Source organism: Campylobacter sp. IFREMER_LSEM_CL2090, from assembly GCF_025771865.1.
GTDB lineage: Bacteria > Campylobacterota > Campylobacteria > Campylobacterales > Campylobacteraceae > Campylobacter_D > Campylobacter_D lari_D.
On the sequence record NZ_JAKMRA010000001.1, the window covers coordinates 103082 to 118569 of the forward strand.

14 protein-coding genes are annotated in these 15488 nt (G+C 28.2%); 11 read left to right on the forward strand and 3 right to left on the reverse strand.

The genetic code is table 11. The features are described 5' to 3' along the window. Nucleotides 1–25: 25 nt before the first annotated feature. The gene (locus tag L8V85_RS00540) at nucleotides 26–2362 is read right to left on the reverse strand and encodes an autotransporter outer membrane beta-barrel domain-containing protein (RefSeq protein WP_263737221.1); all 2337 of its coding nucleotides are present in this window, start codon (nucleotides 2360–2362) and stop codon (nucleotides 26–28) included. 162 nt (nucleotides 2363–2524) lie between these two features. Between L8V85_RS00540 and glmU the strand changes: the two genes are divergently transcribed. The 7 genes from glmU to truA are packed head-to-tail and all read left to right on the forward strand — an operon-like array spanning nucleotide 2525 to nucleotide 8766. Next, complete coding sequence (glmU, locus tag L8V85_RS00545) at nucleotides 2525–3817, forward strand: bifunctional UDP-N-acetylglucosamine diphosphorylase/glucosamine-1-phosphate N-acetyltransferase GlmU (protein WP_263737222.1); 1293 nt, start codon at nucleotides 2525–2527, stop codon at nucleotides 3815–3817. Beyond that, a complete protein-coding gene (gene coaBC / locus L8V85_RS00550; protein WP_263737223.1) occupies nucleotides 3814–4977 on the forward strand; it encodes a bifunctional phosphopantothenoylcysteine decarboxylase/phosphopantothenate--cysteine ligase CoaBC in 1164 nt (387 codons plus the stop codon). Before glmU ends, coaBC begins: the two co-directional genes overlap by 4 nt. Then, nucleotides 4974–5594, forward strand: coding sequence for a hypothetical protein (locus tag L8V85_RS00555; protein ID WP_047208387.1), 621 nt, complete (start codon nucleotides 4974–4976; stop codon nucleotides 5592–5594). Before coaBC ends, L8V85_RS00555 begins: the two co-directional genes overlap by 4 nt. 1 nt (nucleotide 5595) lies before the next feature. Continuing rightward, nucleotides 5596–6264, forward strand: a complete 669-nt coding sequence (gene uppS / locus L8V85_RS00560; RefSeq protein ID WP_263660975.1) for a polyprenyl diphosphate synthase — start codon at nucleotides 5596–5598, stop codon at nucleotides 6262–6264. Continuing rightward, complete coding sequence (locus L8V85_RS00565) at nucleotides 6261–7010, forward strand: prepilin peptidase (protein ID WP_263737224.1); 750 nt, start codon at nucleotides 6261–6263, stop codon at nucleotides 7008–7010. Before uppS ends, L8V85_RS00565 begins: the two co-directional genes overlap by 4 nt. Then, nucleotides 7007–8032 carry an LptF/LptG family permease gene (locus L8V85_RS00570; protein ID WP_263737225.1) on the forward strand — a complete coding sequence of 342 codons (1026 nt, stop codon included), beginning with the start codon at nucleotides 7007–7009 and terminating at the stop codon, nucleotides 8030–8032. The genes L8V85_RS00565 and L8V85_RS00570 overlap by 4 nt, the downstream gene beginning before the upstream one ends. Continuing rightward, on the forward strand, nucleotides 8032–8766 hold the full coding sequence (gene truA, locus L8V85_RS00575; protein ID WP_263737226.1) for a tRNA pseudouridine(38-40) synthase TruA: 735 nt from the start codon (nucleotides 8032–8034) through the stop codon (nucleotides 8764–8766). The genes L8V85_RS00570 and truA overlap by 1 nt, the downstream gene beginning before the upstream one ends. On the opposite strand, the gene L8V85_RS00580 is transcribed toward truA, so the two are convergent. Then, nucleotides 8720–9598, reverse strand: a complete 879-nt coding sequence (locus tag L8V85_RS00580; protein ID WP_263669813.1) for an EamA family transporter — start codon at nucleotides 9596–9598, stop codon at nucleotides 8720–8722. The genes truA and L8V85_RS00580 overlap by 47 nt on opposite strands. A gap of 1 nt (nucleotide 9599) precedes the next feature. Next, nucleotides 9600–10052 (reverse strand): methylated-DNA--[protein]-cysteine S-methyltransferase, encoded by a 453-nt coding sequence (locus tag L8V85_RS00585; protein WP_263660973.1) that lies wholly within the window; start codon nucleotides 10050–10052, stop codon nucleotides 9600–9602. Between the two features lie 108 nt (nucleotides 10053–10160). Here L8V85_RS00585 and L8V85_RS00590 point away from each other — a divergent pair, with 108 nt between their 5' ends. From L8V85_RS00590 to trmA, 4 genes are read left to right on the forward strand one after another with little or no spacing between them, the layout of a single operon-like run. Then, entirely contained in the window at nucleotides 10161–11408 is a 1248-nt protein-coding gene (locus L8V85_RS00590) for an ankyrin repeat domain-containing protein (protein WP_412175240.1), read from the forward strand. Next, nucleotides 11405–12151, forward strand: a complete 747-nt coding sequence (locus L8V85_RS00595) for an SDR family NAD(P)-dependent oxidoreductase (RefSeq protein WP_263669812.1) — start codon at nucleotides 11405–11407, stop codon at nucleotides 12149–12151. The genes L8V85_RS00590 and L8V85_RS00595 overlap by 4 nt, the downstream gene beginning before the upstream one ends. Before the next feature lie 16 nt (nucleotides 12152–12167). Next, nucleotides 12168–13880 (forward strand): Na+/H+ antiporter NhaC family protein, encoded by a 1713-nt coding sequence (locus L8V85_RS00600; RefSeq protein WP_263737227.1) that lies wholly within the window; start codon nucleotides 12168–12170, stop codon nucleotides 13878–13880. Continuing rightward, entirely contained in the window at nucleotides 13881–14918 is a 1038-nt protein-coding gene (gene trmA, locus L8V85_RS00605) for a tRNA (uridine(54)-C5)-methyltransferase TrmA (protein ID WP_263737228.1), read from the forward strand. Nucleotides 14919–15488: the final 570 nt, after the last annotated feature.

Below are 15488 nucleotides of genomic sequence, written 5' to 3' on the forward strand. Positions count from 1 at the left end.
TAGGAGTTTCTCAAAAAATATTTTTTTAGAATTTGTATTTAAAACCTACTTGACCACTTACATAAGTTTCATTTTTACCATCTGTTTTACCAGCTAGTATTTGTTTAGCTCCAATACCTGCATTTAGGCTAAATTGCTCACTAATATCTACATTTCCACCTATGATGATTTGTCCATAAGTTTTTTTCTTATCATTACCTTTGATGATAAAATTTGAATTTGATCCAACAAATCCAGCTACATAATCATCTCCATTATTCATTACATATTGTTCTATTTTTGGAGTGATAAATAAATACGATGTTTCGCTCATATATTTTCTAAATTCAGCACCAAGTTCTAAAGATATGGAATTATTTGTCATACTTTGAACATCTTTTGCAAACATACCACTTTCTTTATAACTTGGAGTGTGTGCGTAGTAGTAATTTATACCAGCAAAAGGCTTGATGAATAATGATGATGAATTTGGATTAAAAATTCTACCGGCATTAGCACTTAAACCAAAGAATTTACTATCAAAATCAGCCTTATTAGAATCATTTAACATTACAACACTTTGATCTGTTGGAGAAATTTGCCCGTAAGCTCTTAGATTAATTTCCCATTGATCGTTTGGATTAATTAAAGAATAAATACCAAATTGATAGTTATCTGATTTTTGTTCCATAACTCCATCTTTGATAGTTGAATCAGCATAAGTAAAGTAAAAACCAAGCAAAGCATTATCATTGATTTTTCTATCAGCACCTAGTGTAAATCCATATAAAGCACCACTATCTCCATCTATGATATTTGCACCACCAAAAACATTACCCCAAAAGCTATTATTAAATGAAGAATTTCCATAATAATTATAAACATCGCTTGCTAGTGCTGCTATATGGGTTGTAGCAAATTTTTCTACTAAAGCTTTATCTTGATAAGGATTTGAAAGTTTTGCTATTCTTGTTCCAATTGCTAGGTCATTTGCTACACCTATAGATGAATTAACAGAAGAATTTTGAGCATTATTTACTATAGCTTTTGCACTTGCTTTTGTATTTGTGGTAAGTGTGTTTAGATTTTTTCCTGTGGTATCTAGAGTGAGTGTTGCGATAGCATCATTGCTAAGTTTAGAATCTAAAATACTATTTAGCATATTTACAGCTAAATTTTTATTTTCTAAGCTAACATCTTTCATATTTTCAACTAAATCACTACCATCAAATTTTCCACCATTATCTTGTATATCTTGGATTTGTTGTTCTAATTTTTTAATTTGGTCCTGTAGTTCTTTTTCTGCTTGTGCTATGGCTTCAAGCATAGCATCATCGCCAATATATCCTGGTTTTTGGTAGGAATTTTTATTATATTCTTCATCATATTTTATATTCTTTTTTATATTCTCAAAAGTATCTAAGGCTTCTTTTCTAATATCAATTTCAGATTTTAATATTTTTGATAAATCTCTTACATTTTCATTAGCACCACCGCTAATTAAAAGACTTTTGCCATCATTAGAAACACTAAGTTTATAATCTGTAAATTGAGCCAAATCAGTATCTTCAAAAAATACATTTTTTGGTAGTAAATTGCTTGTTTCAAGCATGCTTGTTATATCTTTAGTATATAGTGCCGTTACTAAGTTTTTATCTATATCTTGGTTAAAACTACCTGTAGTTTTTATAGCTACATAGTTGTTTATACCTAAATTTGAAACACTATTTGTGCTTATGCCTATAGCTGAATCTTTTATATTTACATCTCCATCTACAGAGATTAAGCCACCTTTTTTATTTGCATCAAATATACCAATAAAAGAATTATTTACATTTAAATTTCCCTGTATGCTCATATAGCCATCTTTTTCGCCATATCCATTCCATACATCTAAACTAGGTCTATCAAGTTCTTCGTTGCTTATATTATCATTTGTTATAGGTGAGCTACCATTAAGTGTAACATTTCCTTTTATATTAAAAGCTTTATTTGCTTCTAAGGTAGCTCTATCAGAATTTAAAATGATTTCTTTTGCTTCTAAATTAACACTATATAAATCATATTTTGCTTCATTAGTTGAAGTGCTACCTACATCTATCCAGTCTGAATCAGATCCTATGGTTAAAACGCCACTTGTTTTGATGTTAAATTCATTTATAGGTTTATCATTATTTTCTCCACCATAGTATGATTGAATATCTGAAGGACTTATTTTTAATTCTATATTTTCTTTAGAATCTAAACTCCAAATTCCATCTTTATAGTTAAAAAAATCAGAAAAATTTCCATGATTTATCTCTTGAGCTAAAGCGGCGCTGCTTAATAAAGCACTAATGCTAACTCCCATTAAAACTTTACTTGTGTAATAAGAAAGTTTCATTTGATTACTCCTTGTAAATTTAAATTGAAAAAAGCATTATACCCCCCCCCATAAATTTAAGTTTAAAGTAAATGAAAATCTGTAAAAAACAAATAACAACTAGTAAGAATTTTTACTTTAGCTTGTTAAAATAAGCAATAATTTTTAAAACAAAGGTAAATTATGAAAATTTCTGTGCTTATTTTGGCTGCTGGACTTGGCACGCGTATGAAATCACAAAATCCAAAAGTGCTTCAAAAAATTTGCTCAAAAGCAATGATTTTACATATTTTAAAACAAGCATATAAAATTAGTGATGATGTATGTGTGGTGCTTTCTCATCAAAAAGAAAAGGTTGAACAAGTTGTTTTAGAGTATTTTCCAAATACACGCTTTTTAGAACAAGACTTGCAAAATTTTCCAGGTACTGCAGGGGCTTTAAGGGGTTATGAGAGTAAGCATGAAAAAGTGTTGATTTTATGTGGCGATATGCCTTTGGTTAAAGCAGATGATTTAGAAAAAATAGCTTTAAATGAGAGTGATTTTAATGTGGCAGTTTTTGAGGCAAAAGATCCAAAAAGTTATGGAAGAATAGTATTAAAAGAAAATAAAATTCAAAAAATAGTAGAAACAAAAGATGCAAGCAAAGAAGAACTTGCTATAAACATTTGTAATAGTGGCGTTTATGCTATAAAAGCACAAATCTTAAAAGAAGTATTGCCTTTGATAAAAAATGATAATAAAGCTAAAGAGTATTATTTAACCGATGCGGTTTATTTAGCAAAAGAAAAGGGCTATGAAATCGATGCGGTATTTGTAAATGAGCAAGATTTTATGGGGGTAAATGATAAAATTGAGCTTTGCTTAGCTCAAGATCTTATGCAAGAAGCGATTAAAAAAGAATGGATGAAGCAAGGAGTGATTTTTCACATGCCTGCGACGACTTTTATTTCAGATGAGGTTGAGTTTGTAGGCGAGTGTGAAGTATATGAAAATGTGCGTATAGAAGGAAAATCAAAAATCATTAATTCTATCATTAAAAGTTCAAGTGTGATTGAAGATAGTATAGTAGAAAATAGTGATGTAGGACCTTTAGCGCATTTGCGTCCAAAATGTCAGCTTAAAAATACCCATATAGGAAATTTCGTAGAATGTAAAAATGCTTTATTAAATGGAGTTAAAGCAGGACATTTGAGTTATTTGGGTGATTGTGAGATAGATGAGGGAACTAATATAGGTTGTGGTACTATCACTTGTAATTATGATGGGGTTAAAAAGCATAAGACCAAAATAGGTAAAAATGTTTTTGTGGGTTCAGATACGCAATTTATCGCTCCGGTTGAGATAAAAGATGAAGTAATCATCGCAGCAGGAAGCACCGTGTGTAAGAATGTAGAAAAAGGTTCTTTACATATCAATAGGGCAAAAGTACAAATCATAGAAGATTTTTATTATAAAAAACTAGGTAAAAAATGAAAACAATCTTACTAGCAGTAAGTGGAAGCATAGCCTTTTATAAAGCTTATGAGCTGATTTCTTTATTAAAAAAAGAAGGTTTTAGGGTTAAAGTTTTGCTAAGTTTGGGAGTTTTAAAATTTGGCACTAAGCTTAGCTTTGAAGCTTTAGCAGATGAAATCTTATGTGAAGATAATGAAAGTTGGCAAAATACTAATAATCATATAGCCTTTAGCAAGACTTGTGATTGTGTGCTTTTTGCGCCTGCTAGTATAAACTCTATCAATAAATTAAACTATGGTATAGCAGATAATTTATTTATTCAAACTTTAATAGCAGTAGATAAAAATAAACCATTTTTAATCGCACCCGCTGCAAATACAAACATGTATTTGCATTTTAGTACTCAAAATTCTTTAAAAAATTTAAAAGAGCAAGGTTATATTATCATTGATCCTATAGTTAAAACTCTAGCTTGTAAAGATGAAGGCTTGGGAGCTTTGGCTGAGCTTGATAGTATTATAAATGCTTTAAAAAGAAGTCTAATGCAAGAAGATTTTTTTAAAGATAAAAGTTTTATTGTAAGCGGTGGCGGGACTAAAGAAAAAATTGATGATGTAAGATGTATTAGTAATTTTTCAAGTGGAAAAATGGCAAAGGCAATTGCTGATGCCTTGTATTTTTTAGGTGCTAAAGTAGTGTTAGTTAGCTCAATAGAGTTTAAAACACCTTATAAATTAGAAAAATTTGAATCTTCTTTAGAACTAAAAGAAAAATTGCAAAAATACAAAGATTTTGATGCTTTAATTATGGCTGCTGCTGTGAGTGATTTTACTCTTGAGGCTTATAAGGGTAAGATTAAGAAAAATGAGCATTTAAACGGACTTGATTTAAAATTAAAGCTGAATGAAGACATCTTAAAAAATTTAGATTTTAAAGGCAAAAAAATAGGCTTTAAAATGGAATTTGATGAGCAAAATGCTTTAGAAAATGCTAAAAAATCTTTAGTTGGTAAAAATTTAGATATGGTGTGTTTAAATGTCTTAAATGAGCAAATGAACTTTGGAAGTGATGAAAATAGCATTTGTTTTATCACTAAAGATAGTATCTCTCAAAGTTCTAAACAAAGTAAAGAAAAACTTGGTTTTATTTTAGCACAAGAATTAAGGAAGCTTTGGTGAATATCATCAACTCAACCTTACCTGTAAGAATGCAAATTTTAGAAAAACGCGCATATAATCGCTATGTATTGCTTTTAAACACTAAAAAGCTTGAAACAAAAAGTATGATAGAGCTTGAAGTAGGGGAGGAGTATTTAGCTGAAGTTTATGAAGACAAAGGCGTGATTTCTTTTAAAAATCTTTTGAAAAAGCCTAAAATTAGACTTTTTGAAGAAGGGACTGAACTTATAGAAAAGCTTTTGCAAGAAGGTGATGAAAAAGCTTGGTATAAAAAATTCATTATCCAAAGACTTATGGAAAGCAAAAGCGCATATGAGTTTGAAATTTATAAGGAAATGTTTTTTGCGTTTTTTGAAGGAATTTATCATATACCTTTTGTTTATGAGGGAAATAGAGCTTTGTTTGAAGCTAAGAAAAATGGAAATATTTTAGAGGTGTATTTGTATTTTGAAATTTTTGGTGCTTTAAAAATTATAATTGATAATGGTAAAATCACACGCATACAAACACCTTTTGCCAAAGTAGCACATTTTTTAAACGAGTATTTTAAATTTGAAGTAGTTAATACGCTCAATCCTATGTTTGTTTTTAAAAGATTGATGGATATAAAGGGATAGAATGAATGAGTTAAAGCATCTTGCTGTAGTAATGGATGGCAATAGAAGATGGGCTAGAAAAAATGGACTTTTAGAAAAAATTGGTTATAGTCAAGGTGCTAAAGTTGTTGAAAAAATTATAGAAGTATGTATAGATGAAAAAATTCAAAATCTAACCCTTTATGCTTTTAGTACAGAAAATTGGCAAAGACCAAAAGAAGAAGTGGAGTTTCTTTTTAAGCTGTTAAATAAATATCTTGATGAATCTTTAAATAAATTTATAGCCAATGAAGTGCGTTTTAAAGCCATAGGAAATTTAAGTCTTTTAGATGAATTAACCTTAAAAAAAATACAAAATTTTCAAGAACAAACTAAAAATTACACAAAATTATGCGTAAATTTAGCTATTTCTTACGGAGGCAAGGATGAAATAGTTAGAGCGGTTAAAAAGGTGATTGAAAAAAATCTTGAAATTAATGAAGCAAATATACAAGCAAATCTTGACTTAAGTGAAGATGTGGATTTGTTTTTAAGGGTAGGGAGTGCTAAAAGAATTTCAAATTTTTTATTATGGCAATCAAGTTATGCAGAAATTTATTTTAGTCAAACCTTATTTCCTGCACTTACTAAAAAAGAAATCACAAATATCATTACTGAGTTTAAAAAACGCAAAAGAACCTTTGGTAAATGATATTTTTATTTTTATTACTAGGGTTTTGTGTGGGTTCTTTTGTCAATGTTTTGATTTTAAGAACGATTAATAAAGAAAGCATAATAAGCCCAAGATCAAAATGCCCTAAGTGTTTTAAAACTTTGAAATTTTATCATCTTTTTCCTTTGCTATCTTTTGTATTTTTAAAAGGCAAATGTGCTTTTTGTAAGGAAAGAATTTCTTTGATTTATCCTTTTAATGAATTTATTTGTGCGTGTTTGTTTGTCTTTGCTTTTTATTTAATCGAAGATGTTTTTCAAATTTTAATTTTTGCTTGTATGCTAGTTGTATTATTAGCACTTTCTTGGATGGATTATTATCTAAAAGCAGTGAGTGAGCTTTGGCTTTGGATTTTATTTATTTTAGCTTTTTGTTTTGATTTTTTGCAAAATGGTTTAAATTTAGAGGATTTTCAAGATAGCTTTTTATTTAGAGTGTGTTTTGGAGCGGGGTTAATTTTTATACTAAAAAGTGTGATTAATTTTATTAAAAATTTTAAAAAAAGAGATGAAATTTTAGAAAGTTTAGGGGAAGGTGATGTTATAATAATAGCTTTGATTTTTGGAATTTTTGGCTATGAAAAAGGCTTTTTGATTTTATTTATTGCAAGTTTTTTAAGTCTTTTGATGTTTATAAAAATAGCCAAGAAAGATTATCAAATGCCTATGATTCCTTTTTTATTTTGTGGAATTTTGATTAATCTAAGTATAGAAAGTATATTATGAAACTAGTTTATAAGTATTTGCTTAATCAGTTTTTAAGTACAATGTTATCTTTATTTTTTACTTTATTTATTATTGTTTCGATTATTTTTTTTATACAACTTGCTAAAATTACTGCTTATATTGAAATTACTTTTTTTGAATTAATCAAATTATATATTTTTCTTTTACCAAAGATATTAATTTTTACTCTACCCATATCTTTTTTCATAGCTTTGACTTTGGCCTTTTATAGGCTTTCTAGGGAAAATGAAAGCACAGTGTTATTTGCTTTGAGTATAGCTCCAAGCATGATAGCAAGTTTTTTTGCAAAAATTGCAGCTTTGGTAAGTGCTTTTATGCTTGTGGTGGTTTTGGTTTTTATACCTATATCTTTTGAACTTTTTGATAATTTTGTAGATTATAAAAAAATTAGTGCTAAAGTAAGTATAAAAACAGGGGAATTTGGACAAAGATATGGAGAATGGCTTGTTTTTATCGATGCCAAAAATTCTGATGAAACTTATAAAAATATCATAATGTATCATCCAAAGAAAAACCCACAAGATAAAGAACAAGTGATTTTAGCCAAAGAAGGAAAGTTAGAAACAAATGATGGTGTTATTACTTTTAAACTAGATGAAGGAAAAGCTTATGAGATTAAAGAAGAAGATTGGCATATTTCTAGTTTTAAAAATTTATTAATTAAAAGCAAACTTTCTTCTAAAGAATTAAATACTCAAAGTTTTTATGGGTATTGGTCTGATGTAACAAGCAATAAAGAAAAAGCAAAAGAATTTGTTATTTATATTCTTATAGCTTTATTTCCTTTAGCTAGCGTGCTTTTTGCACTCTCTTTTGGTATAGTAACTTATCGTTATGAAAAAGGTTTTGCTTATTTTGGAATTTTTGTGATTATTTTTGCTTATTTTATGCTTTTGATTAGTTTTTATAATCCTCCTTATGTAGCTATTGCTGTGATTTTTTCAAGCTTTTTAATTACTTCTTTGTTTTATTTTAAAGCAAAAATTGCAAGTAAGTATTAATGCTTTTAAAATTAACTTTTTCTTATGATGGTTCTAAATTTCAAGGTTCAGCCACCCAACCACATAAGCTTAGTGTCCAAGATACCTTAGCGCAGGCCTTGTCGCATTTGGGTATTTATGAAAAACCTTTATTTGCTTCAAGAACTGATAAAGGTGTGCATGCATTTAATGCAGTCGCTTGTGTAAAAGTAGGAGAACATTTTAAAGATTTTGTATATTTAAAAAATAAAATCAATCATTTTACACACCCATTTATACATATAAAGCATATCCAAAGAATGCAAGAAAATTTCCAAGTGCGTTTTGATGTGCAAAAAAGAGCATATCGCTATATTATAAGTCATGAAAAATATAATCCCTTTTTAGCCTCATATGTGCATTTTTATCCAAAAATAAATATTAAATTAGCCAAGGAAATTGCTTTTTTATTTGAAGGAGAGCATGATTTTAAACTCTTTCAAAAAGAAGGCTCTGATAATAAAACAAGTATAAGAAAAATGTATAAAACTAGAGTTTATGCTTATAAAAATTACACTGTGTTTTATTTTGAAGCAAATGGTTTTTTAAGATCTCAAATTAGAATGATGATGGCAAGTATTTTAAAAGTATTAGAAGGAAAAATGAGCAAAAATGAGCTTTTAGATCAAATCAATGCCAAAAAAGCTCATTGTAGATTTTTAGCTCCTGCTAGTGGTTTGTATTTGAGTAAGATTTCTTATTATAATAATGCATGATTTTTTTATGTATAAAAAATGAAAAAAGAATGATCAAGGTCCCTATACAAAAAGGTAGTAGCTCTACATCTACTCCAAAAATACTCATATTGATAAAAATACTTATAGGTATAATGGCATTATTCATCAAAGCTAAAACCCCGCTATCTACTTCAGTGGAGCCTTTGTTCCATAAAAAATATCCAAGTCCTGAAGCAATAGTCCCAAGATAAATCAAAGCTATCCAAGAACTTAAATTGGATGGTAAATTATTATAATCTCCAAAAAATAAAAAAGCAGGTAAGGTTATACTGGTTGCGCCTAAATAAAAATAAGCGAAAGCTTCTTTTTGATTTAAATTTGTATTTTTTTCTAATAAAATTTTATAAAAACTTTGTCCAGTGCCAAATACTAAATTAGCTCCTTGAATAAGTAAAAAGCCATATAAAAAATTAGAGTTAATATTATCAAATTTAACTACAAAAGCACCTACAATACATATAAAAATACTTATAAAATATAAATATCTAAGATTTTTTGAAAAAAGCCCATAAAAAAGTACAACATAAAAAGGTGTAAAAATCGTAAAAAGTGCCACTTCGCTTACACTTAAATATAAAAAAGAATGATAATAAAATAAATTCATCACACCAAGTTGTAAAGCTCCAATGCTTATGAGTTTTAGTTTTAAATGCAAATTCAGCTTAAAATTTAAAAAAGGTAAAAATACTAATAAAGACAAAAAAACTTTTGCAAATGCAGCAAAAAAACTATCCATTTCTAAGGTTATAAAATGCCCAATTAATGGAAAAGAAAAAGCCCAAATAAAACTTGCTAGTAATAAACTTGGCATTTTAAAGCACACCTTCTAATTTAAGTAAAGCTTCTTTGATAAATAAACCACCATTGTATCCGCCTAAGTGATTTTTAGCTACCACTCTATGACAAGGTATAAAAATTGCAAGTTTGTTTTTAGAATTTGCATTACCTACCGCTCTAAAAGCTTTTGGATGATTGACAAAAGAAGCAATTTCTTGATAAGTTTTAGTTTGTCCATAGGGAATTTTAATTAAAGCTTTATATACTTTTTGCTCAAATTCGCTCCCCTGAAGAGCTAGGGGTGTATTAAAGAAAAAAAGTTTTTTATTAAAATAAAGGTCTAACTCTTCTAAGGCTTGTTCTAAAATAGTGTGTTTATCTTTAGTAAAATTGGGCTTATATGTTATAAAATCAACATTGATAAGTTTATTTTCATTGCTCTGCAAAAGAATATAAGCAAAACTAGCTTTGTAAAAACTTTGATACATTTTTTCCTCATTTTAAAATAATCATTGTATGAATTTTAAATTAATTAATTGTTATTAAAGCAAAAATTTAGTTAAAATAGTGATTTAATTTATATCAAAGGAAAATATTTGAGGATTTTATTATTTAGTTTGATTATAAGTTTAAATGCATTAGCTTTAGATTACACTTGTGGGTATGTCAAAGAAAATAAGATGGATTTTTTTAAAGAGTTTAAACCACAAGTTTCTCAAGATTTTGCTCAAGTAGATTTAAATTGCGATTTTTCTTTAAAAAATAGTCAAATTACAAAAAGATTATATGAGCTTGCTAATGAAATTAGAGGAAGTAATAGTGCCTGCATGGGAGGGGAATATTTTAGCGATTTGAGAAAATTTGATTTTAAATTATTAGAAATTGCGCTTGATCCGCAAGTTTATCAAAAAACTTTACAAGATCCTATAATACTTGAAGAAAAATTTGCAAAATTAAAAGCTTATTTTAGATTTTGGGCTTATCAAAGTATAGGAAATTTTAAGCTCTTTAAGGAATTTTGGAAAGAATATAATAATGCGATTAATCCTTTAACAAAATATTTTCAAAACGAATTTAATCTAGATAAAGCAAGTGCTATTTACTTTGCTAGTAATGCTTTGAATGAATTTTTAAATTGGGCAGTTGGCGAGACTAAAATCTTTAAAGATATTTCGGACTTTGAAAAATTTTTGGCTAATAAAAACAACTCTTTAGAACAAATAAAAGAATATATTTATTCTAAAAAAATTAGCAATTTAGAATTAAATAATGGTTTTAAATCTGCTTTGTTAAACAATAGAGAAAGTCAAATTATAAGTGAGTTTATAAAATTAGGTGTAAAAATAAATGAAGGTTATGAGTCTGCTTTGTTTTTTGCATTAGATAGTGCAGATAATGTCAAGCTTTTATTAGAAAATGGGGCTATTGTTGATTATAGAAATTCTTTTGGAAAAACACCTTTGTTTTATGCAGTTGAATACAACAATTATAAGGTTGCAAAAGTTTTATTAGAAAATGGAGCTAATGTAAATCAAAAATACATTAACGATAATGAAAAACTTTCTATTGCTAGTATGGGAAGTAATACGCCATATTTCATTACTTTATGTGCACTTGAGCATACTTCTAAAAATATTTTTATGCATGGAGCAAACTATGCAGATGTAAAAATGCTTAAGCTACTTATAGATTACAAAGCAAATTATAAAGAAATTGATGATTTGGGATTTAACGCTCTTGATTTTGCCATAATTGCAAAAAAAGAACAAAATATTAAATATCTAAAAAAACTTGGTTTAAAGGAAAATGAGAATTTGATGCTATATGAAGAGACACAACCATGAAAACTGCTTTAATAACTGGAGTAAGTTCAGGTTTTGGACTAGAGAGTTTAAAAGCTTTAATAGAACTTGATTATAAAGTTATAGCTATAGCAAGACGCAAAGATAGATTAGAAAAACTACAAGAGCTTTATGGGGATAAAATTTATCCCATAGAACTTGATGTTAGAGATAAACAAGCAGTTTTTGCATCAATTGAAAATTTACCTCAAGATTTTGGCAATATTTCTTTGCTTATTAACAACGCAGGTCTTGCTTTAGGTTTAAATGAATTTGATTCTTTGGATATTGAAGATATTGAAGCCATGGTAGATACTAATATCAAAGGCTTTTTATATGTAGCAAGAGCTGCTTTACCTTTACTTAGAAAAGCAAAAAATGCCCACATAATTAATCTTGGCTCAATTGCAGCTAATGTGCCTTATTATGGAGGTAATGTTTATTGTGGAACTAAGGCTTTTGTGGCACAATTTTCCAAAGCTTTAAGAACGGATTTGCGCGGAAGTAATATAAAAGTAACAAATATTGCTCCAGGGCTTTGTAAAACTGAATTTAGTGAAGTGAGATTTAAAGGTGATATTAAAAAAGCTGATGAGGTTTATGAAAATACTAAATATATCAAAGCTGAAGATATAGCAAAAATTATTACTTTTATCATTAGCTTACCTGAGCATATTAATATTAACGAAATAGAGCTTATGCCTGTGACTCAAACATGGGCAGGAACTTTTAGCGAAAAAATATAAAAACTTAAGGATAATTATGAAAATTTTTTATTTATTATTAGCTCCTTTGTTGTTATTTGCTGATGCACAAGTAAATGCAGAACTTTTTGGAGCTTGGACGCTTTTACCACCGGTGATAGCTATTATTTTAGCTTTTGTTACTAAAGATGTAGTACTTTCGTTATTTATTGGTGCATTAAGTGGTACTTTTATGTTAGGACTTATTGAAAATAGTATTTACCATGCTATTATTGCTTCTTTTACAGGCTTTATTTCTAAAGTGGTAAATGCCATGGCAAGTCCGGGTAATGCAGGAATTTTACTACAAGTTTTAACCATAGGTGGTGTTGTAGCTCTTATTACCAAAACAGGGGGGACAAAAGCAGTAGCTCTTTGGCTTTCTACTAAAGCTAAACAAGCAAAAAGCTCACAATTTGCTACTTGGTGTATGGGAATTTTTATTTTCTTTGATGATTATGCCAATTCATTAATCGTAGGTCCTATCATGCGTCCGGTAACAGATAAATTTAGAGTAAGCCGTGAAAAGCTTGCTTTTATAATGGATGCAACTGCAGCACCAATTACCGGTCTTGCTATCATTTCTACTTGGATAGGACTTGAAATTTCTTTAATTCGCAGCGGATATGATCTAATTGATAATGCAACTTTTGCACATTTAGGTGTAGTAAAAGAAGAAATTAACGCTTTTGAAATCTTTGTACAAACCTTACCTTATAGATTTTATAATCTTTTTATGTTGATTTTTGTTGTTTTGACTATTTATACAGGTAGGGAATTTGGACCTATGTTAAAAGCTGAACTTAGAGCTAGAGCAGGTAAATTTTCTCATGGTCATGAACAAATTGATAATATAGAAGATAAGGTCTTAGAGCCAAAAGAGCATGTAAAATTACAAGCTTCTAATGCTATTATACCTTTGGCTGTTTTGATTGTGTTTTCATTTATAGGTTTTTATTTTAGTGGTTATAATGCCTTAGATGATGTGAGTGTTAAAGCACAAATTGATGCAGCACCGTTTAGTTTATTTGCTTTTAGAGAGACTTTTGGCGCAGCTGATGCTTCAGTTGTATTGTTTCAAGCAGCACTTTTAGCTACCATAGTAGCTATTATTTTGGGAATGTATAGAAAAATATTTACTTTAAAAGAAGCTATTGCGGTTTGGACTCATGGCTGGAGAACTATGATTATGACTGTGATTATTTTACTTTGTGCATGGTCATTAGCTTCTGTGATTAAAGATTTGGGAACTTCTAAATATTTAATTGACTTATTTTCAGATAAAACACCTCTTTATTTGCTTCCTACAGCAATTTTTATTTTTGCTTCTATTATTTCTTTTTCAACGGGAACTAGTTATGGAACTATGGGTATTTTAATGCCTTTGGCTATTCCTTTAGCTATGGCTGTTGGGGTTCATAATGAATTAAGCGGAGTAGAGTTGCACCAATATATGATTATTAATATTTCAGGGGTTTTAACAGGAGCTATTTTTGGAGATCATTGCTCGCCAATTTCTGATACAACTATACTTTCGTCTATGGGAAGTAAGTGTGATCTTTTAGCTCATGTTAGTACACAAATGCCTTATGCTTTGAGTGTTTGTGCTATTAGTATACTTTGTGGTTATTTACCAGTAGCATTAGGACTTAATGTGTGGCTAGGACTTGTTTTTGGAATCTTAGCTATGATAGTTTTACTTTTTGTGGTTGGCAAAAAGGTGGATGCGTAAATGCATTTTGAAGAAAAAATTGCTTTAAACAAAGCATTGTTTTCTTCTTTATATGATGGAGAAATTCAGTGCTTTAAATCGCCTTTAAAAGCTTATAGAACTAGGGCGGAATTTTCTATATATCATCATGAAAATGGGAAAATTTCTTATGCAATGTTTGAAAATAAGAAAAAAATTCCTATTGAAAATTTTGATATAGCAGATGAAAAAATTCAAAAATATATGCCTATTTTATTAAATAATCTAAATGAAAATTTAAAACAAAAGCTTTTTGGAGTAGAGTTTTTAGCTACAAAATTAGATTTAAGTATAACTTTACTTTTCCATAAAAATATAGAGCTAATTGCACAAGATTTACAAGAATTAGCAGAAAAATTAAATCTCAAGCTCATAGCAAGAAGTAGGGGTAAAAAACTTGTATTTAATGGAGAAAATTTAAGACAAATTTTAAATATCAATACAAATGAATTTTTATATGAGTTTAATAATGATTGTTTTATCCAACCCAATACTTTTATTAATGAAAAGATGATCGAATGGGTTGTATCTTGTATAGAGAGTGATTTTAAGCAAGATTTATTAGAGCTTTATTGTGGTTATGGAAATTTTACCATAGCTTTAGCAAGAAATTTTAAAAAAGTTTTAGCAACTGAAATTTCTAAGAAAAATATTGAGTTTGCTTTAAAAAATTGCGTTTTAAATTCTATTGAAAATATAACTTTTACAAGGCTTTCTAGTGAAGAGTTAAGTCAAGCATTGAAAAAAGAAAGGGAATTTAATCGCTTAAAAGACATAGATTTAGATGGTTTTAAAATATCTCATGTCTTAGTTGATCCTCCAAGAGCAGGACTTGATTTAAGCGTGATTAAACTTATTAAAAATTATGAAAATATCATTTATATATCGTGCAACCCTATCACTTTAAAAGAAAACCTTGAGAAATTATGCAAAACTCATAAAATATCCAAATTTGCATTTTTTGATCAATTTGCAAACACAAATCATCTTGAATGTGGTGTTTATTTGAAAATCAAATAACAATATAAAACATTAATTTTGCACATATTACAATAATTATAGTAAAAATAAATACAATAGGATGAATATATGCATGAAAAGGATTTTGTTTTTTTAAGATTATTTTATAAAAAAGAGAAAATAGTATTAATATAAAAATACAAAAAGCAAAGAATATTTTGCAAATAAATATCCAATTTAATGAATTTAAGTGAAAATGAGCTAAATATAAACCGCTAAGAAATAAAATCAATACAATAAGTGGCATTATTTTAATTGTATTTTTTATATCCAAATTTAATTTTCTTAATAAGAATACATCGGTAAATAAAAATCCTATAAAAAATATAGCACAAAATAAATGTATTATTAGTATATAAGGATAAATATCGATCATGATTACAACCTTTATTGCGATAATTTTTAATATTTTACAATACTCAGTGGTAAAATTTATTGACTTATGTTAAATTATGTTAAGCATTATAAAATAATAATGCAAGTTTTATTAGTATAAATAAAGTCTCTAATGTCATAGTTTAATCTAAGCTAATTTGAGTTTGTCAATACTACAAATATTTGTAAATTTAA

What these genes read in the sequence shown, in the direction of transcription:
- glmU (WP_263737222.1), top strand. Translation starts at nt 2,525, where the DNA reads ATGAAAATTTCTGTGCTTATTTTGGCTGCTGGACTTGGCACGCGTATG.
- L8V85_RS00565 (WP_263737224.1), top strand. Translation starts at nt 6,261, where the DNA reads ATGATATTTTTATTTTTATTACTAGGGTTTTGTGTGGGTTCTTTTGTC.
- coaBC (WP_263737223.1), top strand. Translation starts at nt 3,814, where the DNA reads ATGAAAACAATCTTACTAGCAGTAAGTGGAAGCATAGCCTTTTATAAA.
- L8V85_RS00570 (WP_263737225.1), top strand. Translation starts at nt 7,007, where the DNA reads ATGAAACTAGTTTATAAGTATTTGCTTAATCAGTTTTTAAGTACAATG.
- L8V85_RS00580 (WP_263669813.1), bottom strand. Translation starts at nt 9,598, where the DNA reads ATGCCAAGTTTATTACTAGCAAGTTTTATTTGGGCTTTTTCTTTTCCA.
- L8V85_RS00595 (WP_263669812.1), top strand. Translation starts at nt 11,405, where the DNA reads ATGAAAACTGCTTTAATAACTGGAGTAAGTTCAGGTTTTGGACTAGAG.
- L8V85_RS00585 (WP_263660973.1), bottom strand. Translation starts at nt 10,052, where the DNA reads ATGTATCAAAGTTTTTACAAAGCTAGTTTTGCTTATATTCTTTTGCAG.
- truA (WP_263737226.1), top strand. Translation starts at nt 8,032, where the DNA reads ATGCTTTTAAAATTAACTTTTTCTTATGATGGTTCTAAATTTCAAGGT.
- L8V85_RS00600 (WP_263737227.1), top strand. Translation starts at nt 12,168, where the DNA reads ATGAAAATTTTTTATTTATTATTAGCTCCTTTGTTGTTATTTGCTGAT.
- uppS (WP_263660975.1), top strand. Translation starts at nt 5,596, where the DNA reads ATGAATGAGTTAAAGCATCTTGCTGTAGTAATGGATGGCAATAGAAGA.
- L8V85_RS00540 (WP_263737221.1), bottom strand. Translation starts at nt 2,362, where the DNA reads ATGAAACTTTCTTATTACACAAGTAAAGTTTTAATGGGAGTTAGCATT.
- trmA (WP_263737228.1), top strand. Translation starts at nt 13,881, where the DNA reads ATGCATTTTGAAGAAAAAATTGCTTTAAACAAAGCATTGTTTTCTTCT.